Annotated in this window: 21 protein-coding genes; 12 read left to right on the top strand and 9 right to left on the bottom strand. The window is 61.5% G+C overall.

All coding sequences use genetic code 11. The annotated features are described in order from the left end of the window. Positions 1–59: 59 nt before the first annotated feature. Together LQ231_RS00715 and ppa are read left to right on the top strand one after the other, a co-directional pair. Complete coding sequence (locus LQ231_RS00715; RefSeq protein ID WP_230169899.1) at positions 60–566, top strand: GNAT family N-acetyltransferase; 507 nt, start codon at positions 60–62, stop codon at positions 564–566. A gap of 218 nt (positions 567–784) precedes the next feature. Further along, positions 785–1321 carry an inorganic diphosphatase gene (gene ppa, locus LQ231_RS00710; RefSeq protein ID WP_113142680.1) on the top strand — a complete coding sequence of 179 codons (537 nt, stop codon included), beginning with the start codon at positions 785–787 and terminating at the stop codon, positions 1319–1321. 3 nt (positions 1322–1324) lie between these two features. Here ppa and LQ231_RS00705 read toward each other — a convergent pair whose 3' ends face one another. Together LQ231_RS00705 and LQ231_RS00700 are read right to left on the bottom strand one after the other, a co-directional pair. Next, the gene (locus tag LQ231_RS00705; protein WP_230169898.1) at positions 1325–1639 is read right to left on the bottom strand and encodes a DUF167 domain-containing protein; all 315 of its coding nucleotides are present in this window, start codon (positions 1637–1639) and stop codon (positions 1325–1327) included. After that, positions 1636–1926 (bottom strand): YggT family protein, encoded by a 291-nt coding sequence (locus tag LQ231_RS00700; protein WP_007605860.1) that lies wholly within the window; start codon positions 1924–1926, stop codon positions 1636–1638. Before LQ231_RS00700 ends, LQ231_RS00705 begins: the two co-directional genes overlap by 4 nt. Positions 1927–2054: 128 nt before the next feature. On the opposite strand from LQ231_RS00700, the gene LQ231_RS00695 reads away from it, so the two are divergent. Further along, the gene (locus LQ231_RS00695) at positions 2055–3302 is read left to right on the top strand and encodes an MFS transporter (protein WP_230169897.1); all 1248 of its coding nucleotides are present in this window, start codon (positions 2055–2057) and stop codon (positions 3300–3302) included. Here LQ231_RS00695 and LQ231_RS00690 read toward each other — a convergent pair. The 6 genes from LQ231_RS00690 to hemC all read right to left on the bottom strand — a co-directional run bounded on the left by LQ231_RS00690 (position 3287) and on the right by hemC (position 9179). After that, positions 3287–4015, bottom strand: coding sequence for a glutamine amidotransferase (locus LQ231_RS00690; RefSeq protein ID WP_113142677.1), 729 nt, complete (start codon positions 4013–4015; stop codon positions 3287–3289). The two genes, LQ231_RS00695 and LQ231_RS00690, sit on opposite strands and share 16 nt — an antisense overlap. Then, positions 4005–4484 (bottom strand): TerB family tellurite resistance protein, encoded by a 480-nt coding sequence (locus LQ231_RS00685; RefSeq protein ID WP_230169896.1) that lies wholly within the window; start codon positions 4482–4484, stop codon positions 4005–4007. The genes LQ231_RS00690 and LQ231_RS00685 overlap by 11 nt, the downstream gene beginning before the upstream one ends. Before the next feature lie 10 nt (positions 4485–4494). Then, a complete protein-coding gene (locus tag LQ231_RS00680) occupies positions 4495–6105 on the bottom strand; it encodes a heme biosynthesis protein HemY (RefSeq protein WP_230169895.1) in 1611 nt (536 codons plus the stop codon). Positions 6106–6109: 4 nt separating this feature from the next. Further along, the gene (locus LQ231_RS00675) at positions 6110–7429 is read right to left on the bottom strand and encodes a mitofilin family membrane protein (RefSeq protein ID WP_230169894.1); all 1320 of its coding nucleotides are present in this window, start codon (positions 7427–7429) and stop codon (positions 6110–6112) included. Between the two features lie 90 nt (positions 7430–7519). Further along, a complete protein-coding gene (locus LQ231_RS00670; protein WP_230169893.1) occupies positions 7520–8245 on the bottom strand; it encodes a uroporphyrinogen-III synthase in 726 nt (241 codons plus the stop codon). Between the two features lie 4 nt (positions 8246–8249). After that, positions 8250–9179 carry a hydroxymethylbilane synthase gene (gene hemC, locus LQ231_RS00665; RefSeq protein ID WP_230169892.1) on the bottom strand — a complete coding sequence of 310 codons (930 nt, stop codon included), beginning with the start codon at positions 9177–9179 and terminating at the stop codon, positions 8250–8252. Between the two features lie 73 nt (positions 9180–9252). On the opposite strand from hemC, the gene tsaD reads away from it, so the two are divergent. Genes tsaD through LQ231_RS00640 form a run of 5 tightly spaced genes read left to right on the top strand, consistent with a single transcriptional unit; the run spans position 9253 to position 12734 of the window. Further along, positions 9253–10347, top strand: coding sequence for a tRNA (adenosine(37)-N6)-threonylcarbamoyltransferase complex transferase subunit TsaD (tsaD, locus tag LQ231_RS00660; protein ID WP_230169891.1), 1095 nt, complete (start codon positions 9253–9255; stop codon positions 10345–10347). After that, positions 10344–11333, top strand: a complete 990-nt coding sequence (locus LQ231_RS00655) for an NAD(P)H-dependent glycerol-3-phosphate dehydrogenase (protein WP_230169890.1) — start codon at positions 10344–10346, stop codon at positions 11331–11333. The genes tsaD and LQ231_RS00655 overlap by 4 nt, the downstream gene beginning before the upstream one ends. Before the next feature lie 22 nt (positions 11334–11355). Next, a complete protein-coding gene (locus LQ231_RS00650) occupies positions 11356–11649 on the top strand; it encodes a YciI-like protein (protein ID WP_230169889.1) in 294 nt (97 codons plus the stop codon). 4 nt (positions 11650–11653) lie between these two features. Next, on the top strand, positions 11654–12085 hold the full coding sequence (locus LQ231_RS00645; RefSeq protein ID WP_113142669.1) for an EVE domain-containing protein: 432 nt from the start codon (positions 11654–11656) through the stop codon (positions 12083–12085). Between the two features lie 4 nt (positions 12086–12089). Further along, positions 12090–12734, top strand: coding sequence for a methyltransferase (locus LQ231_RS00640; RefSeq protein ID WP_230169888.1), 645 nt, complete (start codon positions 12090–12092; stop codon positions 12732–12734). Positions 12735–12759: 25 nt separating this feature from the next. On the opposite strand, the gene LQ231_RS00635 is transcribed toward LQ231_RS00640, so the two are convergent. Next, positions 12760–13122, bottom strand: a complete 363-nt coding sequence (locus LQ231_RS00635) for a hypothetical protein (protein ID WP_230169887.1) — start codon at positions 13120–13122, stop codon at positions 12760–12762. A gap of 288 nt (positions 13123–13410) precedes the next feature. On the opposite strand from LQ231_RS00635, the gene sdhC reads away from it, so the two are divergent. The 4 genes from sdhC to LQ231_RS00615 are packed head-to-tail and all read left to right on the top strand — an operon-like array spanning position 13411 to position 16845. Beyond that, positions 13411–13803, top strand: coding sequence for a succinate dehydrogenase, cytochrome b556 subunit (gene sdhC / locus LQ231_RS00630; RefSeq protein WP_230169886.1), 393 nt, complete (start codon positions 13411–13413; stop codon positions 13801–13803). 12 nt (positions 13804–13815) lie between these two features. Continuing rightward, entirely contained in the window at positions 13816–14196 is a 381-nt protein-coding gene (gene sdhD, locus LQ231_RS00625) for a succinate dehydrogenase, hydrophobic membrane anchor protein (RefSeq protein ID WP_230169885.1), read from the top strand. 6 nt (positions 14197–14202) lie between these two features. Continuing rightward, complete coding sequence (gene sdhA, locus LQ231_RS00620) at positions 14203–16047, top strand: succinate dehydrogenase flavoprotein subunit (protein WP_230169884.1); 1845 nt, start codon at positions 14203–14205, stop codon at positions 16045–16047. Between the two features lie 18 nt (positions 16048–16065). Next, positions 16066–16845: a succinate dehydrogenase iron-sulfur subunit gene (locus tag LQ231_RS00615; protein ID WP_113142663.1), complete on the top strand. Its 780-nt coding sequence runs from the start codon at positions 16066–16068 to the stop codon at positions 16843–16845. The last annotated feature ends 86 nt before the right edge of the window (positions 16846–16931 follow it).

Here is a 16931-nt window from a genome sequence, read left to right as displayed (position 1 = left end):
TCGGAAATCGACTGACGGATGAGCCGTCGAGCGGTTTCAGCGAGGACGAGAGTGACGTTATGAAGACGTTGTCGATTGATATGCGCCTTGCCGATCCCCGCGACGGTGCGGCGATTGCGGAAGCTCATCGCAGCGCGTGGCTGCACGCCTATTCCGGCATCATTCCCCATCGTGCGCTCACCCGGATGATCGAGCGCCGCGGCGAAGCCTGGTGGCGCAAGGCGACACGCGGACCCGCCACGATCCTGGTGGTCGAGGTGGCTGGCGTTGTAGCCGGTTATGCCTCCCTTGGCCTCAATCGCGCCCGTGCCCTGCCGCATGAGGGCGAGATCTATGAAATCTACCTGCGCCCGGAGTATCAGGGTATTGGACTTGGCTATGCGCTGTTCAACGAGGCGCGCCGGCTGCTGAAATCGCTTGGCTGCGACGGCATGGTCGTCTGGTGCCTGGAAGATAGCGACATCGCTGCCGGCTTCTTCCGCTCAAACGGGGGAATCGATACTGTCGAAGGCATGGAAGATTTCGACGACGTGCATCTGAAGAAGCTGGGTTTCGTCTGGAACTGAGCCTGACTTTTTCCTAGGCATCACAGCGAAAGCTTTCGTCGACGCGACCGTATCAGCCGCCACTATTGGTGCTATTCCTCCCACCCGTGCAGTCCTGTGATCGCGATCGGGATTGCTGCTGCTCTTTACCATTCCCAAGCTTCGCCCAAAGCCGTGTTGCAATGCGCCATCTTTCGCTTTAGGAAACGCGGGATTTCAACACTCCCACGGGGTCCAAAATGCGCATCGATGCAATTGCCATTGGCAAGAATCCGCCTGACGACATCAACGTCATCGTTGAAGTTCCGGTTGGCGGTCAACCGATCAAGTATGAAATGGACAAGGAAGCCGGCACGCTGGTGGTCGACCGCTTCCTCTACACCCCGATGACCTATCCGGGTAACTACGGTTTCGTGCCGCATACGCTCTGCCTCGACGGCGATCCGCTTGACGTGCTGATCTGCAACACACGCCCGCTGGTGCCGGGCTGCGTGATCAATGTTCGTCCGATCGGTGTCATGCTGATGGAAGACGATGGCGGCATGGATGAAAAGATCCTCGCCGTTCCGGTTCCCAAGCTGACCCGCCGTTACGACAAGATCACCAACTATACCGACCTGCCGGAAATTACGCTCAAGCAGATCCAGCACTTCTTCGAGCACTACAAGGATCTCGAGCCGGGCAAGTGGGTCAAGATCGGCGGCTGGCGCGACGTGGATGTCGCCAAGCAGTTGATCCTCGAATCGATTCAGCGCGCCAACGAAGAAAAGAAATAAGCTCTAGCGAGCCAGAAGGGCTTCAAGCCTCTCCGCCAAATCCTCCGGGTCGCCATCGATCCGGAGGATTTTTTGTCTGGAGGTGTCGCCGGATATAACCGCGATCGCGGACTTGGGGCAGCGGAGCGTCTTGGAGACCAGCGCAATCAGGGCCTTGTTGGCCTTTCCCTTCTCGGGCACGGCCGTAACCCTGGCCTTCAGATGAACCTGTCCGTCGGCTGCCGTCTCTGCGCCATCAAGCAAGTAGCGCCCGCCATTCGGCGTCAGCCGTATGGCGAGCAGCAGATGGTCGGCACCAAGACGGTAGGGCGTGTTCACGCCACCAGCGGGTAGATCGTGTTCCACAGCAGCGAACGGGCGAAGAAGATCAGCACAAGAACGACGATCGGCGAAATGTCGATGCCGCCGAGATCGGGCATGAAACGACGGATCGGGCGCAGGACCGGCTCGGTGACATTGTAGAAGAACGACCCGAGCGACGCGACGAAGCGGTTGCTCGAATTGATGACATTGAAGGCGTAGAGCCACGAGAAGATCGCGCTGCCGATCAGAATCCAGGTGAAGATGCTGAGTACGAGATCGATGGTTTGAAATAGCGCAAGCATTCAAGTCTCCATTTCTTGGTTGACAGAGATGTAGACATTGGCGACTTAACGGACAAGTGGATGGGGCGCCCGCATTCGAAATCATGTTTAACGGGCTCGTTTGTCCCGCTGTTTCTGAAAGTTGTGCCATGACCCCTTCTTCCGCCGGCGACCGCTTTGCTGCGTTCCGGCACAAGTCCTATGCGCGGTTCTTCTTTGCCCGTTTTCTGGGTGCCTTTGCCACCCAGATCCTCAGCGTTTCGGTAGGCTGGCAAATGTACGACCAGACCGGCAGCGCCTTCTATCTCGGCCTGATAGGGCTGGTGCAGTTTCTCCCCGCCCTGCTGCTGATCCTCGTCACGGGTTCCGTTGCCGACCGCTACAATCGCCGGGCGATCGTTGCTGCCTGCATGGTGCTGAGTTCGCTTTGTGCTGCGGCCATGCTGGGTCTGACGCTCACGGACGCGTTCGAACCGACGATCGTCTTCGCCATTCTCGTGATCTTCGGCATCGAACGGGCGTTTGCTGCGCCCGCGGTCCAGTCCCTCGCCCCCAATCTGGTACCGCCTGCGGATCTTGCCAATGCGGTGGCCTGGAATTCGTCGTCCTGGCAGACCGCGTCGATCATCGGTCCTGTTGCGGGCGGATTGCTGTATGGCGCAAGTCCGGTGCTCGCCTATTCGATGTCGCTGGCGTTTTTTCTCGGGGCTGCCGTTCTGGTCTTCCTGGTTGAGCGGCCTGCCCAGCGCATGTCGAGCAAGGCGGTCACAAAGGACACGCTATTGGCCGGCTTCCGCTTCATCTTCGGTGAGAAGATCGTGCTCGGGGCAATCTCGCTTGATCTGTTTGCCGTACTTCTCGGCGGCGCGGTCGCGCTCATGCCGGTCTTTGCACGCGATATCCTGACGCTCGGGCCATGGGGCCTTGGGCTGTTGCGCGCGGCGCCGGGCATCGGCGCGATTGTCGTTGCCATTGCGCTGGCAAGCTATCCGGTTCGCCACAATGCCGGTGTGTTCATGTTCGTTGGCGTGGCCCTGTTCGGTGTCGGCACGATCATGTTCGGCCTGTCGCAGACCGCCTGGGTGTCTATCCTTGCGCTGATGCTGATGGGGGCTGCCGACATGGCGTCGGTGTATGTGCGCGAAACGCTGATCGCGCTCTGGACGCCGGATGAGGTGCGTGGCCGCGTCAATGCAGTCAACATGGTGTTTGTCGGGGCGTCGAACGAGCTTGGCGAGTTTCGCGCCGGCACGATGGCGCATTTCATCGGTCCGGTCGCAGCCGTGGTCGTCGGTGGCGTCGGCACACTGGCCGTCGCCGGGCTGTGGGCGTTCGGCTTTCCGCAACTGCGCAAGATCGACAGTCTGCAAGCGCCGGAGCCTCAGGCGGGCAAATGAGACTTCTCGAATATCAGGTCGAGAAAGTTCGATAGCCAGGCCTTGAGCGGCGCGTCGAAGATCATGCGTCCGTCAAGGTGGTCACGGCCCTGTTGTGCGTTGGGCAGGACGAAACGGTGTGCGCCATGCACGACCCAGCGATGCATCATGGCGCGGGTCAGTTCGGCGTGGAACTGCACGCCCCAGGCGTTCGTGCCGTAGCGAAACGCCTGGTTCGGATAAACGTCGCCTTCTGCCAGAAGTTTGGCGCCCTGCGGCAGGCTGAAACCTTCGCGATGGAAATGATAGACCATCTGCGGCCAGTGCATCAGCAGGCGGCCATGCTCCGTCGGGCGGATCTGATACCAGCCTATTTCCGTGCGCTGCTCGCGATCGGCTTCGACCTTGCCACCGAGATGGCGAACCAGCATCTGCGCACCGAGACAAATGCCAAGATAAGGCTTGTTTTCCTTGAGCGGGATATCGAGCCAATCGATCTCGCGCTTGACGAAATCGTCGGGATCATTGGCGCTCATCGGTCCGCCAAAAACCACCGCACCCGCATGATTGACCAGCGTCGACGGTAAGGCTTCCCCGAGTACGGGTCGTCGAATGTCGAGTGGATAGCCTTTTTCCTCCAGCATCTGGCCGACACGGCCTGGGCTCGACCGCTCCTGGTGCAGGACGATCAGGATAGGCTGTTTTACCCTGCTGCGTGTCGGGTCATGGAGCATCGTCGCTTGCTCCCAGTCCCGCGCGGGCTTCGGCCTCCTGGCGCTGGATCACCCGTCCACGCGATGAGACGCCGAGCAGGTCGGCAACGCGCCAGAGGGCGTGATCCTCCATCTCGCTACGGCTTCCGTCGGCATAGACGATGTCCCAGAGGATGCCGATCAATTGTTCACGGGCCGGTTCGTCCAGGTGGCGCTTCAGATCGGTGGTGAAGCGATAGTAATCGACAGCTTCACTTTCCGCTTCCTGGCCGGCGGCAATCAGGGCTTCAAGCTTGGCCTCATCGAGATCGTATTGCTCCTGCAGGATCGCGCGCAGTTTTTTCCTTTCTGCATCGCGGACCACGCCGTCGGCTTCCATCACCTGAAAACAGAGGGCAGCGACAGCAATGCGAGGATCATCAGGCGCGAAAACCGCCGGGGGGCGGTCTTGCGTGATCGATTGAAAAAAGGATTGCAGACGTTCGAGCATGGAAATCCTATCAGAAAAGTTTGAGCCGGGTCTTTGCTTCCGTGCCTGCGTTGTGCGGATCTTTGACACCGGGGTCATCGGGTGGACGACCGAAGAACGGCTCCGCTATGACGTCCGGTTTGACCTTTTGTTCCGTAAGCGCTGCGGGAACAGGTGTGGCCAATGTGTCGTTTGCCACAGCCTTCGATTTTTCTTCGACGACAATGAATTGCTCGCCGTCGACGACCCTTGGTGCCGGTGCCGGATCTCTTACTGCGATCGGCGGCAGCGTTCCCAATGCCCTTTCGGCGCCTGAGACATAACCCTCCTCGACAGGCCCCTCAAGCTGATCGAAGGGTACCTTCCATTCGAAGGCGTCCAGGCGGCCGGTGACTGGCGAGACCGGCATCCAGCGTTCGGAGACGTGGCCGTCCGCCACCCATGCGGGATCGCGTGCCGCCTTGACCGCCTGGCCCATCCAATGGCGTATCCTGCCCTGGTCGCCAGTCTCGGCCTCCTCGATATCGGCGAGCAGCAGGTAGACGCGCTCGCGTGATTCGATCCGGGCGGCCGCCTCTGCCTTGGCGCGTGCCTTGCCGAACTCCTGCGCATCAAGCGCGGCCTCGGCAACGGCCAGCAGGGATTCGATATTGTTCGGCTTCAAGGATTCAAGCTTTTCAGCTTTTTTGAGACGATCGACAGCACTGTCGCCGCTTCTGGCCCTCACATAGGCCTGGGCGATTTCAGGATGTGGCGATAGTTTCCAGACCTGCTCCAGGGTACTGGCCGCCTTGCGCAGATTGTCTTCCCGCAGATAGGCCTTGGCTGCGATGATGGCCGCCGGGACGAGGTCCTTGGCAAGCTTCAGCGCCTTCAGGGCATGATCGCGGGCGGCCGCCGGCTCACCCTCGAACTGGTCCTCAGCCTTGGCGGTCAACAGCACTGCCTTCAAACGGTCAGCCTCGTGGCGGTCCAGAACATGGGCGACCCTCTGCTGGTCGAGCAGACGGATGGCATCGTCCCAGTGACCGGCGCGGCAGCGATATTCCAGCGTCGCCTTGGCGGCCCATGGCAAATAGGGAGCCTTTTCGGCGGCTGTTTCTGCATATTGCCGGGCAGCCTCATGGGCGCCCAGGCGGCTTGCCTCGACATAGAGACCGCGCAGGCCGAGTTCCTTGGTTTCGGGATCCTCCGACATCTGCTGGAAAATCCGCCGTGCCTCGTCGTGGCGGCCTTCGATGATGGCCGCCTGGGCATCCAACACCAGGATCAGCGGCTCCTGGTCGGCGCGCAGAAGACCGCGGGCGCGGGCACTCATCTTGCGGGCAAGGATGGCATTGCCAGAGCCGGCGGCAATCAGGCCGGTCGACAGGGCTTGATAGCCACGGTCACGGGTGCGGGCGCGGAAGTAGCGGCGGACGGAATGCGGCGATGTCCAGAGCGTGCGAAACAGCCACCAGAAGGCCATCACGATAGCCACGATGCCGATCACGATCGTGGCGGCAACCATCAGGCTCATCTCGATCAACTGGCCTTCCCAGATGATCGACAGGGATCCGGGCCGATCGGCCAGCCAGGAGAAGCCGAAGCCGAGAACGAGAATGGTGATGAAAAAGAACAGGATTTTTACAACTGTCGCCATGATCTCAGCCTCCCGTCCCGCCGGTTGTCCCGGCAGATGTCCCGCCAACGGTCCGGGTCAGAGCTTCACCGATTGTGGCTTCGACCTCGACCCTGCGGTTCAAGGTTTCGGCAAAGTCGGACGAGGCGACCTTGCCGGCTTCCGGCAGCGTTTGCCATTCGAGGGAAGCGCCCTTCAGGTCGCCGTTCTGAAGCTTGTTCTCGATGCGGGCAACGATGGCTTCGGGCGTTTCACCCTCGATATTGCCAACGGGGCGAACCTTGATCACCGACAAGGCGCCGGACAGCAGACGGTCGGCAATGCCCTGGTTCGGATCAGGCTGATGGATGGCGGCAAGGATCGTATCGGCCGTTTCGGCAAATCCGTTGGCGATGTCGGCGCGCGACGGAATGCCGGTCGCAGCCATGGGCGAAAGCGATTGCACGGCGGGATCATCCGGTGCGACGCTTCTCAGCGCGTCCAGTTCGGACATGAAGGGACCGCCGCGATCGATGGCAGTCTTCAAGCCGGCCAGCGCGATGGCGCGGGCCATTTCCACGTCGTTGCGTGGCTCTTCGATCTTCTTTTCCGCCTCGGCCAGACGCGCCTCGCTCTGGTTCAGTGCCTCGGCATTGCTGGCGACGTCGCTACGCAAGGCGGCGATGGCATCCCTGGAGAGGGTAATCTGGGCATTGAGTTCGTTGAGCGCTGCCGCATCGATTGGCGGCGTGGCCGAGCTGGCGGCTTGAGCGGAGGCTTCCAGTGCCGCAACGCGGTCGGCCAGTTCTTGGTTGGCCAGTCCGCTGTCGGCTGCCGGGGCGGACTGTGCCGCTGCAAGGCGCGCCACTTCGGCCTTCAGGGCCTGGAGTTCAGTGTTGTCGGCCGGTGCTGCAGTGCTTGGTTGCTCTGGGCCAATTCCCGGGACGATGCCCGCATATTGCATGCTGCCGGCGAGTGCCAGGGCAACCAGGCCACCAAAGATACCGGAGGCAATCAGCGTCGATGTGGCCGGTGACTGGCGGGTCTGTTCACGGGATGAGGCAGCGGGTTGTGCAACCGTCTCCTCATCGGACGGATATGGCATCGGTTCTGGCTCTAGTATTCGCAATGGCTCTGCTTCCGGCTCGGGGGCCGGTGGTGGCTCGGCCTGGATGCCGATCGGTTCAGCATCGTCGACAGGCGTTACGGGGACATCGACAGAGGTCCGCTCGTCATCTGAAACCGTGTCAGAGGCGGCGACTGCGTCTGCAGCGGTGGTTGGCGCGCCGGTTTCCTCTGCGGACAGGTCAATCGTGACCGGATCGTCCGAGGACTTCGATCGGCGGGGTGGCTTTCCGGAAACCATGGCAACCTCTTCATTTCCCAGCATCGACATAAACGTAGTCAGTCAGTCTCTGGAAGGAAAGGGTGAAGATGGATTTAGCGGCTGCGACCTTCAGATGAGATCGAGAAGAAGATCCTCACGCGGCTCCAGGGGCCAGGCGGCCATGGGACGAAGATCGGCGGGCAAGGTCTCGGCAATCTTCTCGCTCAGGCACAAAAGGCGCAGGGCCTTGATCCGTCCGGTGTCTTTAGCCACGGGGGGCAGGGAGAGAAAATGCCGGGCGGTTTCAGCCGAATAAAGCAGGACAACATCCGGCAACGGATCGAGGGCGGCTTTGAGCCTCTCTGCGTGGTGATCGACCGGCAGCATCCGGTAGCATTCCGCGACGGCGAGGTTCACATTGGCGGAAATTAGCTTTTCTTCCAAAGAAGATGATCGCGGCGTGCCTGCCAGGTACAAAATCTGCCCGTCTGGTTCGGTTTTATCGTCGGCCAGAAGGCAATCGGCCAAGGCCTCACCATCGCCACCGCCGATGGTGACACGGGTAAAGCCGAGATTGCCGGCAGCCTCGGCTGTCGTCGTACCGACGGCGAACAGGCGCAGTGCCAGCAGGGGCGACAGATCCAAGCTGGCGCCGGCCAGGACACGCATCGCCTCGGCACTGGTGACGATGAGGGAGCTGGGGAGATGCGATACATCCGCCAAGGCCTGGCGAAGTGCCTCGGGCTGGTGATGGGCCCGCATCAGCGGCAGGAGCACCGGCTGGTGGCCGCGTTGCAGGAGCTGGGCTGCGGTGCTCTCCGCTGACGGCTCGGGTCGCGTCACCAGAACGCGCATGGATTCAACTCCAACTGGAGAAGAAGCTGCTGCCGGCTTTGAAGCGGATTGCTTCGCCGGCCTCTCGGCCAAGCTTCGTGGCGTCCGAGACATGGCCTTCTGCGGTGATGTCGAAGGACTGGCTGCCGTCCGGTGTCAGGATCGTTCCCGAAAAACGAAGCTCATCGCCATCGATGGTGGCCAGGCCGCCGATCGGCGTGCGGCAGGAGCCGTCAAGCGCGCTCAGGAAGGCCCGCTCGCAAGTGACTGCATCGGATGTCGGGCGATCGTTGATGGCGTCAAGCAGTCCGTTGATGCGAGTGTCGCCGATCCGGCTCTCGATGCAGATCGCGCCCTGGGCAGGTGCCGGCGGAAAGTCGGTAGGGTCGAGCAGCTGCGTCGGGATATCCGGCTTGCCGAGGCGCTTGAGGCCGGCCAAGGCGAGCAGTGTCGCATCTACTTCGCCGTCCGCAAGCTTGCGCAGCCGTGTGTCGACGAGACCGCGGAATGTGATGACCTTGACGTCGGGCCGGAGGCGGCGGATCAGGGCCTGGCGGCGCAGCGACGAAGAGCCGACGGTTGCACCCTGCGGGAGTTCCTGGAGGGTGGGGGCCGTGCGGCCGACAACGGCATCGCGCACGTCCTCGCGTGGCAGAAAGGCGGAAAGATACAGGCCATCGGGCAATTTCGTCGGCATGTCCTTGGAGGAATGGACGGCAAGATCGAGTTCGCCCGAGCTCAGCTGCTGCTCCAGTTCCTCGGTGAAGAGGCCCTTGCCGCCGATCTCCGACAGGGAACGGTCGGTGATCCGGTCCCCTTTTGTCGAGAGGACGACGATCTCGAACATTTCCTCCGGCAGATTGTGGGCCTGCATCAGGCGATTGCGTGTCTCGTAGGCCTGGGCAAGCGCCAGCGGACTTCCGCGTGTGCCGATGCGGAAAGGTTTTGTTTGCATCCGATCAGATCCGTTGTTACCGACAGTCCTCGTAGACCGGTTTCCCGGCCACCGCAATCAATGAACAGGGTCCATGACGTCGCAACTCCGTATTCTCGGTCTCGAAACCAGCTGTGACGAAACGGCTGCCGCAGTGGTCACGCGCCTTCCCGACGGGACCGCCGTTACGGAGGCCGACGTTGTCCTCAGCCAGCTGGACGAGCACAGCGCCTATGGCGGCGTCGTGCCGGAAATCGCAGCGCGGGCGCATGTCGAGGCGCTCGATACGCTGATCGAAGAGGCGCTGACCCGCGCTGGCATCACGCTTGCCGATGTCGATGCGATCGCGGCGACTTCCGGTCCGGGCCTGATCGGCGGCCTGCTGGTCGGACTGATGACCGGCAAGGCGATGGCGCGCGCCTCTGGCAAGCCGCTCTATGCCATCAACCATCTGGAAGGCCATGCGCTGACGGCGCGGCTGACCGATGGTGTGGCTTTCCCCTATCTCATGCTGCTGGTCTCCGGGGGGCATACGCAGCTCGTGCTGGTCAAGGGCGTCGGCAACTATGAGCGCTGGGGCACGACGATCGACGATGCACTGGGCGAGGCATTCGATAAGACCGCCAAGCTCCTCGGCCTGCCTTATCCGGGTGGACCGGCCGTCGAGCGTGCGGCCGCCACCGGCAATGCCAAGCGGTTCGCCTTTCCTAGACCGCTGGTCGGCGAAGCCCGGCTCGACTTTTCGTTTTCGGGTCTGAAGACCGCCGTGCGGCAGGCGGCCGAAGGCATTGCGCCTGTCAGCGACCAGGATATTGCCGATATCTGCGCCTCGTTCCAGCGCGCAATCTCGCGCACGCTGATGGACCGTATCGGCCGAGGGCTGCAGCGTTTCCACGAAACCTATCCCGATGCGGTCGAACCGGCGCTGGTCGTGGCCGGTGGGGTTGCCGCCAACCAAGAAGTGCGCCGCACCCTGGATGAATTGTGCGCCCAGCACCGATTCCGCTTCGTCGCCCCTCCGCATCACCTGTGTACCGACAATGCCGTGATGATCGCCTGGGCGGGCCTTGAGCGCATGGCGCTCGGGATGCCCCCCGACGATCTGAATGTCGCGCCGCGTTCGCGCTGGCCGCTGGATGCCGGCGCCCAGGCCTTGCTTGCCTATGGCAAACGCGGAGCCAAGGCATGAGCGGGCATGACCGGATTGCGGTTATCGGTGCCGGCGCTTTCGGCACGGCGCTCGCGGCGGTCATGGCGCAAGAGGGCCGGGCGGATGTCGTGCTTGTCGGCCGCGACGCTTCGCTGATGGCGGATCTGGCGGCGTCCGGCGTCCATGAGGCGGCCTTGCCAGGCATCCGGCTGCCGGCAGCCCTGCGCTATTCGTCGCAGCCGGAGGGTATCGCGGACGCCGACATCGTGCTGTTTTCCATGCCGTCGCAGGCGCAGGTCGATGCGGCACATGCCTATGGTCCTCACCTCGGCCGGGATGTGCCCGTCGTGATCTGCGCCAAGGGTATCGAAAAGCAGACCGCCCGACTTCTGACCGACGTCCTGGAAGAGGCCCTTCCCGATCATCCGATTGCGGTGCTGTCCGGTCCCGGCTTTGCCGCCGATATCGCCAAGGGACTGCCCACCGCAATGGCGCTCGCGGCCGCCGATCTTGCCATCGCCGAACGGCTGGCAAAGGCGATCTCCGGCAAGACATTCCGGCTCTATGCCTCGGACGACCGGGTCGGCGTGCAGCTTGGCGGTGCTTTGAAAAACGTGCTGGCGATCGCCTGTGGTGTGGTCGAAGGCATGGGCTTGGGCGATTCGGCCCGGGCCGCGCTGATCGCGCGTGGGCTTGCGGAAATGTCGCGCCTGGTCGAGGCGATGGGCGGGCGCGGCGATACGGTGCGCGGCCTGTCCGGCCTGGGAGACCTCGTGCTGACGGCGACAAGTCACCAGTCGCGCAACCTGCGCTTCGGCATCGGCCTCGGCCGTGGCGAGGATATGGCGGCGGGGAATGGTCCGCTGGTCGAAGGCGCCTTTGCCGCGACCGTTGCCGCCCGTCTGGCCGAAGGCCTGAATGTCTCGATGCCGATCACCCAGGCGGTGGCGGCGATCATCGATGGACGTCTTGATATTCCAACCGTGATCACGCAGTTGATGTCACGTCCGATCACCACCGAATAAACCCATCGCGAAGGAGCGTTTCATGCTGTTTGCCGTCATTTGCGCCGACAAGCCCGGTCATCTCAACCTCAGAATGGAAACGCGTCCGCCGCATGTGGAATGGCTGAACGGTCTGAACGCTGCCGGCACGCTCAAGATCGGCGGCCCGTTCCTCGACAACGATGGCAAGCCCTGCGGCTCTATGCTGCTGATCGCGGCCGACAGCTTGGAGGACGCCAAGGCTCTCGCAGCCCAGGATCCCTATGCCAAGGCCGGCCTGTTCGAGAGCGTCGAGATCAAGCCCTATAACTGGGTCTTCAACAACCCGGAGGCGTAAGCCCATGGCATTCTGGCTCTACAAGTCCGAGCCGTTCAAGTGGTCCTGGCAGATGCAGAAAGATGCGGGTGCTGCCGGTACCGAATGGACCGGCGTGCGCAACTATCTGGCGCGCAACAACATGCGGGCGATGAAGATCGGCGACAAGGGCTTCTTCTATCATTCGAACGAAGGGCTCGAAGTCGTCGGTATCGTCGAGGTCTGTGCCCTGTCGCATCCGGATTCCACCGCCGAAGGCGATGCCCGCTGGGACTGCGTCGACATCCGGGCTGTCTGCGACATGCCGAAGCCCGTCTCGCTGAAAGACGTGAAGGCAAGTTCGGCGCTGGAAAAGATGGCGCTGGTCACATCCATGCGGCTTTCGGTTCAGCCGGTGACGGAAGAGGAATATTTCGAGGTCTGCCGCATGGGCGGGCTGGAAAACCCGCCGGTCTGAGCCTTTGAAAACAGATCCCGAGCGTTTCATCCTCGACAATACAAGTCTGCTTGCGCCGCCGCATGTGCCGGAAATCCGGCTGCATCTGGCGAGCGAGGTTCACGACCTGTGGCTGAAGACCGAGGCTGATCTTGAGGCGATCGGCCTGCCGCCGCCGTTCTGGGCGTTTGCCTGGGCCGGCGGGCAAGGGCTCGCGCGCTATATTCTGGATCATCCCGAAACCGTGCGCGGCAAGCGGGTTCTCGATTTCGCCAGCGGCTCCGGCCTTGTGGCGATTGCTGCGGCGATGGCAGGGGCTTCCGATGTGGTCGCCGCAGATATCGATCCGTGGGCGAAAAATGCCGTGCGGCTGAATGCCGCGGTCAATGGCGTGACGCTCGATTTCACCAATGACGACCTGATCGGCATGTCGGTGGATGCGGATGTCGTTCTGGCCGGCGACGTGTTTTACGACGGGGATTTTGCCGCCGCGCTGAAGGCTTGGTTCGGTCGGCTGGCCGCCTCCGGCACGATGGTCCTTGTCGGCGATCCGGGCCGGAGTTACCGGCCGACCGAGCATCTGGAGGAGCTTGCCACCTATCAGGTGCCGGTCACGCGGGTGCTGGAAGACAGCGAAGTGAAGAAAACCACCGTTTGGCGGTTTGTCTGAGGTGATTTGATCCGGGTCGGCAGGTTCAGGGACGAATCACGCAGACGCCGGCTTCAAACGAGCAGGCGGCATCCGGCGCATCCTCTGAAATCTCGATGATCCGCGCCTTGGGCGCCTTGTAGGACACGACGGCAGGCCTGGCTGCGCCATCGCGATAGAAATAGATTCCACTGCCCTTGATGCGGACAGCCGCGATGCTTCCGGCAAAGGTGCCGACACCCGGTACCACCGAAGGAAGCCCGTTGCCGCCGATCACGGCCTGAGACCGGTTGTGATGAGACCGGTTATGATGACCGTGTTGGCGATAGTCTCCGGCCATGGATGCCGTGGAGATTGCGATCGTTGCGATGGCAGCCGCACCCGTCAGCGTGAACCGATAGACCGTCATGGGGCGCGCTCCTTTGCAGCCTGGTTAACGTAACGTTAACGCACAATGCCGCATACAGTTGCTAAAGTCATCCGCCGACGTCGTTTTTTCGTAAGGGGGATATTGGTGTGCTGACTAGGCTAAAGTTCTATCGACCCGAATCGATTAAATTGAAAACGTCAAGCGAATGTGCTTGTCGTCCGGGGTGACGAGGATTAAAGCCGTGATGCAGTGCACCCGATCTGGGCTGCAAATTCTGTAATTGGATCTCCGAGAATTCGGACCGCATCGAAACGCCGCGAGGTTTAGATGGCGAATGTGACGAAAAGCCGGCCTCTGTCGCCGCATCTGCAAATTTACAAGCCAATCCCGACCATGATGGCGTCGATCCTACACCGTATCACCGGTGCGGCGCTGTATTTCGGTACCGTGCTTGTCGCCTGGTGGCTGATCGCCACGGCGTCGGGTGGTGTCTATTACGATTGGGTCCAGTGGGCGATGAACTCGATCATCGGCAAGCTGATCCTGGTCGGCTACACTTGGGCGCTGATGTATCACATGCTCAGTGGCCTTCGCCATTTCATGTGGGATCTCGGCTATGGCTTCGAGAAGCATTTTACCACCAAGCTGGTGAAGGTCTCCTTCGTCGTGTCGCTCTGTCTGACCGCGCTGATCTGGGTCATCGCCTACATCGTGCGCTAAGGAGATAAATTCATGGATATGCGTACACCTCTCGGCAAGGTTCGCGGTCTTGGATCCGCCAAGGATGGCACCGAGCATTTCTGGCGCCAACGCGTCACGGCCGTCGCCAATGTTCCGCTCCTGATCATCTTCGTGGTCTTCCTCGTCATGTATGGCGGCGCGCCGTATGCGGAAGTGACGGCTGCCCTGTCGAACCCGCTGGTTGCCGTGGTCATGGGCCTGGTGGTCATCTCCGGCATCATTCACATGAAGCTCGGCATGCAGGTCATCGTCGAAGACTACGTGCACGCGGAAATTCCGAAGCTCGTGCTTTTGATGCTCAACACATTCTTCGCTGTCTTGATGGGCGCTCTCTGTCTTTTCGCCATCTTGAAGATCGCATTCGTAGGATAATTCAAAATGGCATCCACTCATAACACTGCGCCGAACGGCAAGGCCTATACCTACGTTGACCATTCCTACGACGTCGTTGTTGTCGGCGCCGGCGGCGCCGGCCTGCGCGCGACGCTCGGAATGGCGGAACAGGGCTTCAAGACCGCCTGCATCACCAAGGTCTTCCCGACCCGTTCGCATACGGTTGCGGCACAGGGCGGTATCGCCGCTTCGCTCAACAACATGACGCCGGACTCGTGGCAGTGGCATCTCTACGACACCGTCAAGGGCTCCGACTGGCTCGGCGACGTCGACGCCATGCAGTATCTCGCCATGGAAGCACCAAAGGCTGTCTATGAGCTCGAGCACTACGGCGTGCCATTCTCACGCAACGAGGAAGGCAAGATCTACCAGCGCCCGTTCGGCGGCCACATGCAGAACTACGGCGAAGGCCCGCCGGTACAGCGCACCTGTGCCGCCGCCGACCGGACCGGTCATGCCATCCTGCACACGCTCTATGGCCAGTCGCTCAAGCACAATGCCGAGTTCTTCATCGAATATTTCGCCCTCGACCTGATCATGTCCGAGGACGGCAGCAAATGCACTGGCGTCGTCGCCTGGAACCTCGACGATGGCACCATCCATCGCTTCTCGGCGAAGATGGTTGTGCTGGCGACCGGCGGTTATGGCCGCGCCTATTTCTCCGCCACGTCCGCCCATACCTGCACCGGCGACGGCGGCGGCATGGTTGCGCGCGCTGGCCTGCCCCTGCAGGATATGGAATTCGTGCAGTTCCATCCGACCGGCATCTATGGTGCGGGCTGCCTGATCACCGAAGGGGCACGCGGCGAAGGCGGTTACCTGGTGAATTCCGAGGGTGAACGCTTCATGGAGCGTTACGCACCGTCGGCCAAGGACCTTGCCTCGCGCGATGTCGTCTCGCGCTGCATGACGCTGGAAATCCGCGAGGGTCGCGGCGTCGGCAAGAACAAGGACCACATCTACCTGCATCTCGACCATCTGGATCCGGCAGTTCTGAACGAGCGCCTGCCGGGTATTTCTGAATCGGCGAAGATCTTTGCCGGCGTCGACGTGACCCGCGAGCCGATCCCGGTTCTGCCGACCGTGCACTACAACATGGGTGGCATCCCGACCAATTACTGGGGTGAAGTGCTGAATGCCGACAGCGACAATCCGGAACGGGTCCTGCCCGGCCTGATGGCGGTCGGCGAAGCCGGTTGCGCTTCGGTTCACGGCGCCAACCGTCTCGGCTCCAATTCGCTGATCGACCTGGTCGTCTTCGGTCGTGCTGCTGCCATCCGCGCGGCAGAGGTCATCGACCGTGCAGCGCCGATCCCGGCGCTGAACACTGCCGCCTGCGACAAGATCATGGATCGCTTCGACAGCATCCGCAATGCCAGCGGCTCGACACCGACGGCCGTCTTGCGTGACAAGATGCAGCGCGCCATGCAGGAAGACGCGGCCGTGTTCCGCACACAGGAAGCGCTGGAAAGCGGCTGCCGCCGCATTTCGGCGATCTGGAAGGAATTGCCCGACATCAAGGTGACCGACCGTTCGATGATCTGGAATTCCGATCTGGTCGAAACGCTCGAACTGCACAACCTCATGGCAAACGCGATCACCACGGTCTATGGCGCCGAGGCCCGCAAGGAAAGCCGTGGCAGCCACGCCCGCGAAGATTATGTCGACGGTCCTTTCTCCGGCCGCGACGACGTCAACTGGCGCAAGCATACGCTGGCCTGGGTCAACGAGGCTGGCGACGTGAAACTCGACTACCGCCCGGTTCACACTGAACTCATTGCCGAAGGCATCGATCCTTACAAGATCGCGCCGAAGGCACGTGTGTACTGATCTGAAGAGGAACTGGACATGGTTGAACTCGCTCTCCCCAAGAACTCCCAGATGACCGAAGGCAAGGTCTGGCCGAAGCCGACCAATGCCAAGAATGTGCGCGAATACCGCGTCTATCGCTGGAACCCTGATGATGGTCAGAACCCGCGCATTGACACGTTCTATATCGATATTGACGATTGCGGTCCGATGGTTCTCGATGGACTTTTGTACATCAAGAACAATATTGACCCGACGCTGACGCTGCGCCGCTCCTGCCGCGAAGGCATCTGCGGTTCGTGCGCGATGAACATCGATGGTACGAACACGCTCGCCTGCACCAAGGGCATGGACGAGATCAATGGCACGGTGAAGGTCTATCCGCTGCCGCATATGCCGGTCGTCAAGGATCTCATCCCGGACCTAACCAATTTCTATGCGCAGCATCGTTCGATCGAGCCTTGGCTCAAGACCGTTTCTCCGGCGCCAGCCAAGGAATGGAAGCAGAGCCATGAGGATCGCCAGAAGCTGGACGGTCTCTACGAATGCATCCTCTGCGCCTGCTGCTCGGCCTCCTGTCCGAGCTATTGGTGGAATGGCGACCGTTACCTCGGTCCCGCTGTTCTGCTGCAGGCCTATCGCTGGCTGATCGACTCCAGAGACGAGGCAACCGGCGAACGTCTCGACAATCTCGAGGATCCCTTCCGCCTCTATCGCTGCCACACGATCATGAACTGCGCGCAGGCTTGCCCGAAGGGTCTCAACCCTGCCAAGGCGATTGCCGAGATCAAGAAGATGATGGTCGAGCGCCGCGTCTGATCGGTCTGGTCGATTGTTACGGCATTACAACAGGCCGCCCGGTTTCGACTTGGGCGGCCTTATTTTGTCCGCATATCAACGGCCTA

It is taken from the genome of Rhizobium sp. CECT 9324 (assembly GCF_918741265.1).
GTDB lineage: Bacteria > Pseudomonadota > Alphaproteobacteria > Rhizobiales > Rhizobiaceae > Allorhizobium.
The sequence above is the reverse complement of the archived record's forward strand: the minus strand, read 5'-3'. Positions and strand labels throughout refer to the sequence as shown.

What these genes read in the sequence shown, in the direction of transcription:
- LQ231_RS00655 (WP_230169890.1), top strand. Translation starts at nt 10,344, where the DNA reads ATGAGCGGGCATGACCGGATTGCGGTTATCGGTGCCGGCGCTTTCGGC.
- sdhC (WP_230169886.1), top strand. Translation starts at nt 13,411, where the DNA reads ATGGCGAATGTGACGAAAAGCCGGCCTCTGTCGCCGCATCTGCAAATT.
- LQ231_RS00690 (WP_113142677.1), bottom strand. Translation starts at nt 4,015, where the DNA reads ATGCTCCATGACCCGACACGCAGCAGGGTAAAACAGCCTATCCTGATC.
- sdhA (WP_230169884.1), top strand. Translation starts at nt 14,203, where the DNA reads ATGGCATCCACTCATAACACTGCGCCGAACGGCAAGGCCTATACCTAC.
- LQ231_RS00670 (WP_230169893.1), bottom strand. Translation starts at nt 8,245, where the DNA reads ATGCGCGTTCTGGTGACGCGACCCGAGCCGTCAGCGGAGAGCACCGCA.
- LQ231_RS00685 (WP_230169896.1), bottom strand. Translation starts at nt 4,484, where the DNA reads ATGCTCGAACGTCTGCAATCCTTTTTTCAATCGATCACGCAAGACCGC.
- LQ231_RS00700 (WP_007605860.1), bottom strand. Translation starts at nt 1,926, where the DNA reads ATGCTTGCGCTATTTCAAACCATCGATCTCGTACTCAGCATCTTCACC.
- LQ231_RS00615 (WP_113142663.1), top strand. Translation starts at nt 16,066, where the DNA reads ATGGTTGAACTCGCTCTCCCCAAGAACTCCCAGATGACCGAAGGCAAG.
- tsaD (WP_230169891.1), top strand. Translation starts at nt 9,253, where the DNA reads ATGACGTCGCAACTCCGTATTCTCGGTCTCGAAACCAGCTGTGACGAA.
- LQ231_RS00650 (WP_230169889.1), top strand. Translation starts at nt 11,356, where the DNA reads ATGCTGTTTGCCGTCATTTGCGCCGACAAGCCCGGTCATCTCAACCTC.
- LQ231_RS00635 (WP_230169887.1), bottom strand. Translation starts at nt 13,122, where the DNA reads ATGACGGTCTATCGGTTCACGCTGACGGGTGCGGCTGCCATCGCAACG.
- sdhD (WP_230169885.1), top strand. Translation starts at nt 13,816, where the DNA reads ATGGATATGCGTACACCTCTCGGCAAGGTTCGCGGTCTTGGATCCGCC.
- LQ231_RS00680 (WP_230169895.1), bottom strand. Translation starts at nt 6,105, where the DNA reads ATGGCGACAGTTGTAAAAATCCTGTTCTTTTTCATCACCATTCTCGTT.
- ppa (WP_113142680.1), top strand. Translation starts at nt 785, where the DNA reads ATGCGCATCGATGCAATTGCCATTGGCAAGAATCCGCCTGACGACATC.
- hemC (WP_230169892.1), bottom strand. Translation starts at nt 9,179, where the DNA reads ATGCAAACAAAACCTTTCCGCATCGGCACACGCGGAAGTCCGCTGGCG.
- LQ231_RS00695 (WP_230169897.1), top strand. Translation starts at nt 2,055, where the DNA reads ATGACCCCTTCTTCCGCCGGCGACCGCTTTGCTGCGTTCCGGCACAAG.
- LQ231_RS00715 (WP_230169899.1), top strand. Translation starts at nt 60, where the DNA reads ATGAAGACGTTGTCGATTGATATGCGCCTTGCCGATCCCCGCGACGGT.
- LQ231_RS00645 (WP_113142669.1), top strand. Translation starts at nt 11,654, where the DNA reads ATGGCATTCTGGCTCTACAAGTCCGAGCCGTTCAAGTGGTCCTGGCAG.
- LQ231_RS00675 (WP_230169894.1), bottom strand. Translation starts at nt 7,429, where the DNA reads ATGGTTTCCGGAAAGCCACCCCGCCGATCGAAGTCCTCGGACGATCCG.